Annotated in this window: 2 protein-coding genes; one reads left to right on the top strand and one right to left on the bottom strand. The window is 43.2% G+C overall.

Annotated elements, in window-relative coordinates:
• Positions 1–573: 573 nt before the first annotated feature.
• A complete protein-coding gene (locus AC1DFM_RS33295; protein WP_477081109.1) occupies positions 574–1,239 on the top strand; it encodes a response regulator in 666 nt (221 codons plus the stop codon).
• Here the strand turns inward: AC1DFM_RS33295 and AC1DFM_RS33290 are convergent.
• A complete protein-coding gene (locus AC1DFM_RS33290) occupies positions 1,205–4,189 on the bottom strand; it encodes a sensor histidine kinase (RefSeq protein WP_477081108.1) in 2,985 nt (994 codons plus the stop codon). The genes AC1DFM_RS33295 and AC1DFM_RS33290 overlap by 35 nt on opposite strands.
• Positions 4,190–4,442 lie beyond the last annotated feature (253 nt).

Below are 4,442 nucleotides of genomic sequence, written 5' to 3'. Positions count from 1 at the left end.
AACATTATTTAAGAGGGACATCATGCAATAAACATTGGGTAATACGGGGGTCGGGGTCGCTATGTCAGGCATGGCGAACCTGAAAGATTTTTTTTCAAATCTTCATATGCCCCGGATGCGATATGGTTGTTGATTAAGAGCTACAGATGATTTCAGCCATCAGTACTGCCCACACAGACAATATTCGCTTCATGAATAATGGAACCTGAAACAACGGAACAAAGCCTGATCCGCGTACAATGGCAATCGCGTAAAGTTTACCATAGGAAAGTGTTAAGATTACTGAAAAAGGATACGGGCATTATCGGTTTATTCTACTTTTTGCAGAATAGTTCACTTGACTCCACGAAACTACTCTTGTTGCGAAAGTAGTCAAACTATCTACGCTGGATTGTCGTTGTAGTTCGATATGTTTGTAGTAGTTATACTACACGACAGTAAGGACCACTCATTTCATGTCCCGCCATTGTCCGCCATAAAAAAATTAGAATCATTGTATATATGAAAAGAAAATAACTAATTTTGTGGCGACAGAAAATCCGCGAATCCCTTATTCCCTAACCTGGAATAGAAATGACACATGTACTAATAGCAGATGACCACTCGATAGTAAGGCTTGGCATTAAGCAAATTATCTGCTCCCTGCCAGACAATATGCTGGTTACAGAAGCAAAAACATTTGATGAAACTATTTTTCTTATTGAAAGCCAACTTTTTGATCTGCTGATACTGGATATTAATATGCCGGGTGGCAACAACCGGCAAATGATAGACGCCGTAAAACTGCGAATCCCCGGTATCAGGATACTGATTTGTTCAGCATATGAAGAATTGCTGTATGCACTGGACTACATCCAGACTGGCGCAGATGGCTACATTGAAAAAAATTCCATCGACGAAGAATTCAAAACAGCCATTACTGCTGTGCTTGGAGGAGAGAAATATATCAGTAAAGCAGTCCGGGAACAGCTGATCAGAAAATATACCCGACGGGAAGAGCATTCACTCAACCCATTCTCGGAGCTTTCCGGTCGTGAAATAGAAGTGATGAACCTGCTCATAAAAGGTCTTCCGTTGATAAAAATTGCGGAAATGCTTCATCTGCAACTCACCACCATCAGTACCTATAAGGGGCGCATTTTCGAAAAAACAGGCGTAAAAAATGTGGTCGCATTAGTGGAGAAAGCGCAAATGCATCGGGCAACTATTCACCGCCACGAAGCTGTAGTGAAAGCATAGTACCACCGCCCGAACGTGCTTCCGCCAATAAGTTGGCGTTGATGACCGGCAACAATTCTTTTACAAGTATCAATCCTATACCGGTGCTATGGGAATGCCCTATGCCGTCATTTTCAGATTGATTAATCCAATCCCTTACTGCCATTGGCATTCCCATGCCGGAGTCAATGATGTTAATGATTATACCCAGCTCTACTTCTTCCATTGTAACTTCCACACTTCCACCGGAAGTGTATTTTACGGCATTATCCAGCAGGTTATGCAACACCACTGCCAGTAATAATTTATTCACCATCACCACTGTCTCTGGCGGAACATGAGAGGTGAGCCGGACTCCTTTGGTATCGGCAACAGGTTTGAAAATGGCCATCTTCTCCTCTACTAACAGGAACAGATCAACGGTTTCTTTAGAGAATGCTCCTGCCTGAAAAGTAGTCCGCATATAATGTATCAGGTTATCCACCAGATGATGCATGCGGTACAGACTTTCATAAGTCACCGCTTTTACTTCTTCCTCCCGCCACCCACCGGATAAGGACTCCTCTTTATTGACCAGTAACAGGAACCGTAGTGGTGTTTTAATATCATGGGTAATGGCGGTAAGCAGATGCTTATGCATTAAGCTTTGCTTTCGTACCTGCTCATCAGACTCCTGCAGGGTAGCCATCGTTTCCTCCAGCTTACGGGTGCGATTAAATACCTTTAACTCCAATAACTTATTCAGATCCTGAATATGTCGGACACGTAGCTTATAAATCAATATTATCAGGCCGATAAGGACTATCAACACAACCACCCGAAACCACGTCCGTTCATAAAAAGCCTTTGCCACGTGGATAACAATTACCTTTTCGATGTATTGATCTTTTCCGAAGCCCTTCAGCTTCCGGATACGGATACGATAATCTCCCGATGATAAAGATGACAGGATAATAGTCCGGTCGCTGCTCATGGGTAACCATACTTTCTCCTCCCGTTTACTATCTTCCAGACAATAATAAAAATACAGGTTCCGGGGATCACCAAAATAAGGAGAACTGACATGAAGTCGGAAGGTTTTAAATTTATGGGGCAACTCAATCTGATCTGCGGCGGCTGTCAGTTTCAGATCACGTTCTACCCAGTCTACAAAGATTCCTTTATCCGGCATTTCCATTTGTATCATGCCAGGTGTAAACTGAACAAGCCCGTCCAGTGATGGCAAAGAAATGTTGCCATTATTATACTTCAGGGCACAAGGTTCGCAACCACCGTTGAATTCATTGGTATTAAATCCCTGATCTTTTCCAAAATAATAGTAAAATAAATCTCCCTGTTTTCCGTCTCCAAAATTCAGTGCATCCTGCCGGCGCACACGAAATAAGCCTTTATTGGTAGTGAGCCAGAAATACCCTTGGTCATCTTCCATAATGCAATGGGTACTTAACATATACCGCTGCCTGTCCAGGGGTAATGACACCAATCGTTCATTCCGATAAAGGAAAACACCCTGGTTATAAGTAGTGATCCAGATTTCCGCCCGTTTAGGAATATAAATGCTTCTTATATTCGCCGCTTCCAAACCTTTGATGGTGTCTGTACGTCCTGATGGCAGGTGAACGCAATATAGCCCCTTGCCTGTGCCTACCCATAAAATATCCGGGAGCTGTCCTTCTTTGATATAAGTCACATCATTGACAGCGGCCGGAAGAAACTGCAGGCCCTGAGCCGGATCTGCCATCCTTATATAATATAGCCCGGGATACTTTCCACCTATCCACAAATTTCCGCCAGCATCGATAAAAACCTGGGTAATGAGATATGGCAAATGAATTTTGTATAATACCCTGCTGAAGTCCGTCGACATGCAGATCAGGGAAAATCCATCCCTCCCCCAATATCTTCCCTGCTTGTCACGAGCCAATGTATATTTCTCCAACGGATTTTTTCCACCAGCCGACAATGGCAACCAGCTGTATCTGCCCTGTTGATCAAAGACAAGACCAGAAGTTGTTACCACTGCATCTCCCGGGAAAGGAGCCTGTGCATAAAATACCTCTGCTTCCGACGCGTTAGATTTATACGCCGTAAACTGCTGTCTGGTGCAAACATAGAGGCCTTTGGTAGAACTTCCCAGGAAAACCCGGCTATTAACCTCATCATAATAGATCGAATTAATGTAAGCAGCATGCAGGTCAAAATCCCGCAATACTACCGAACTATGTATGTTTTGTCCTTCATCTTTTCGCTGCAATTGATAGCAATTGCCATCTGTATAAACAAAAACCTGGTGCGTTGCCAGGTTCCAGAACAGCTCCATCCGGTGCTTGCTGAATGCGGAGTCAGTCAACAGGTCCCCGGTAAGCGATACTTTTACGGGCTTGTCTTTGTTCCATCCCAGGATGTGCCCATCCCGCTTAAGATAAAAGAGCTGGTTACCGGAAACGAACAAACGCAGTAGGTCAAGCTGAGGTTCTACAATACGGTATACCTCTCTCCCTTTCTTTACAAAAGAGATGGTATCATGATAAACTGCAAAATAACTTTCTATACCATCCGGGATGACTACAGGACGCATCGCTGCAAAATGGCTGGCGTAGTCGTCCGGCCAGCCCCTGATAGGATAGTGCTTGTCTATGCTAGCACGGTACCGCTGATACTTATATCCCTCTAACTCTTTTCCAATATGAGTTACCTTACTCCCTGTTACGGTTAATATTTCTTCAATATCAGTTTCCACCGTGATAGCAGTATCATTAGGATAAATCCTGGCCATTCGGCTACTTTTCAGCCCAGGTACATTGTCACTGCCAAAATTGAAAAAGTAATTGCCATCAAAACGGCCTAACCCATTTTCCGTGGCCAGCCATAGGAATCCATTCTGATCCGGCACAATACCCTTTACGCTGTTTTGCGGCAAACCATCTTCATCCGTAAAATGCCTCACAAAATAATGGGGGCTGGAGTCCATTGTGGTAATGGGCTGCTGGCTAAGGTGTAAGAAAGATAGACTAAGACAAAGAAAAAGGTTCATCACAGATATGGGCACAACAGTACAGATTACCTGTCATATTTTTTATAACTTGATAAAGATATAAAAAAAATAATGGCAATTCCATATCTCTTTTGTCTATTGGAGTTTAACAGCTGATCAACCTGTAATCGCAGTCTGGTAATATCCCAAATATAAGAGGCAATTGAATGTAATGATAAATTGCCTCTTA

It is taken from the genome of Chitinophaga sp. 05T412 (assembly GCF_056396465.1).
This window is presented reverse-complemented; position numbering and strand designations above follow the sequence as displayed.

Bases quoted from the DNA above. Each gene is read 5' to 3' on its own strand.
- AC1DFM_RS33290 (WP_477081108.1), bottom strand. From the start codon at position 4,189: ATGGACTCCAGCCCCCATTATTTTGTGAGGCATTTTACGGATGAAGAT.
- AC1DFM_RS33295 (WP_477081109.1), top strand. From the start codon at position 574: ATGACACATGTACTAATAGCAGATGACCACTCGATAGTAAGGCTTGGC.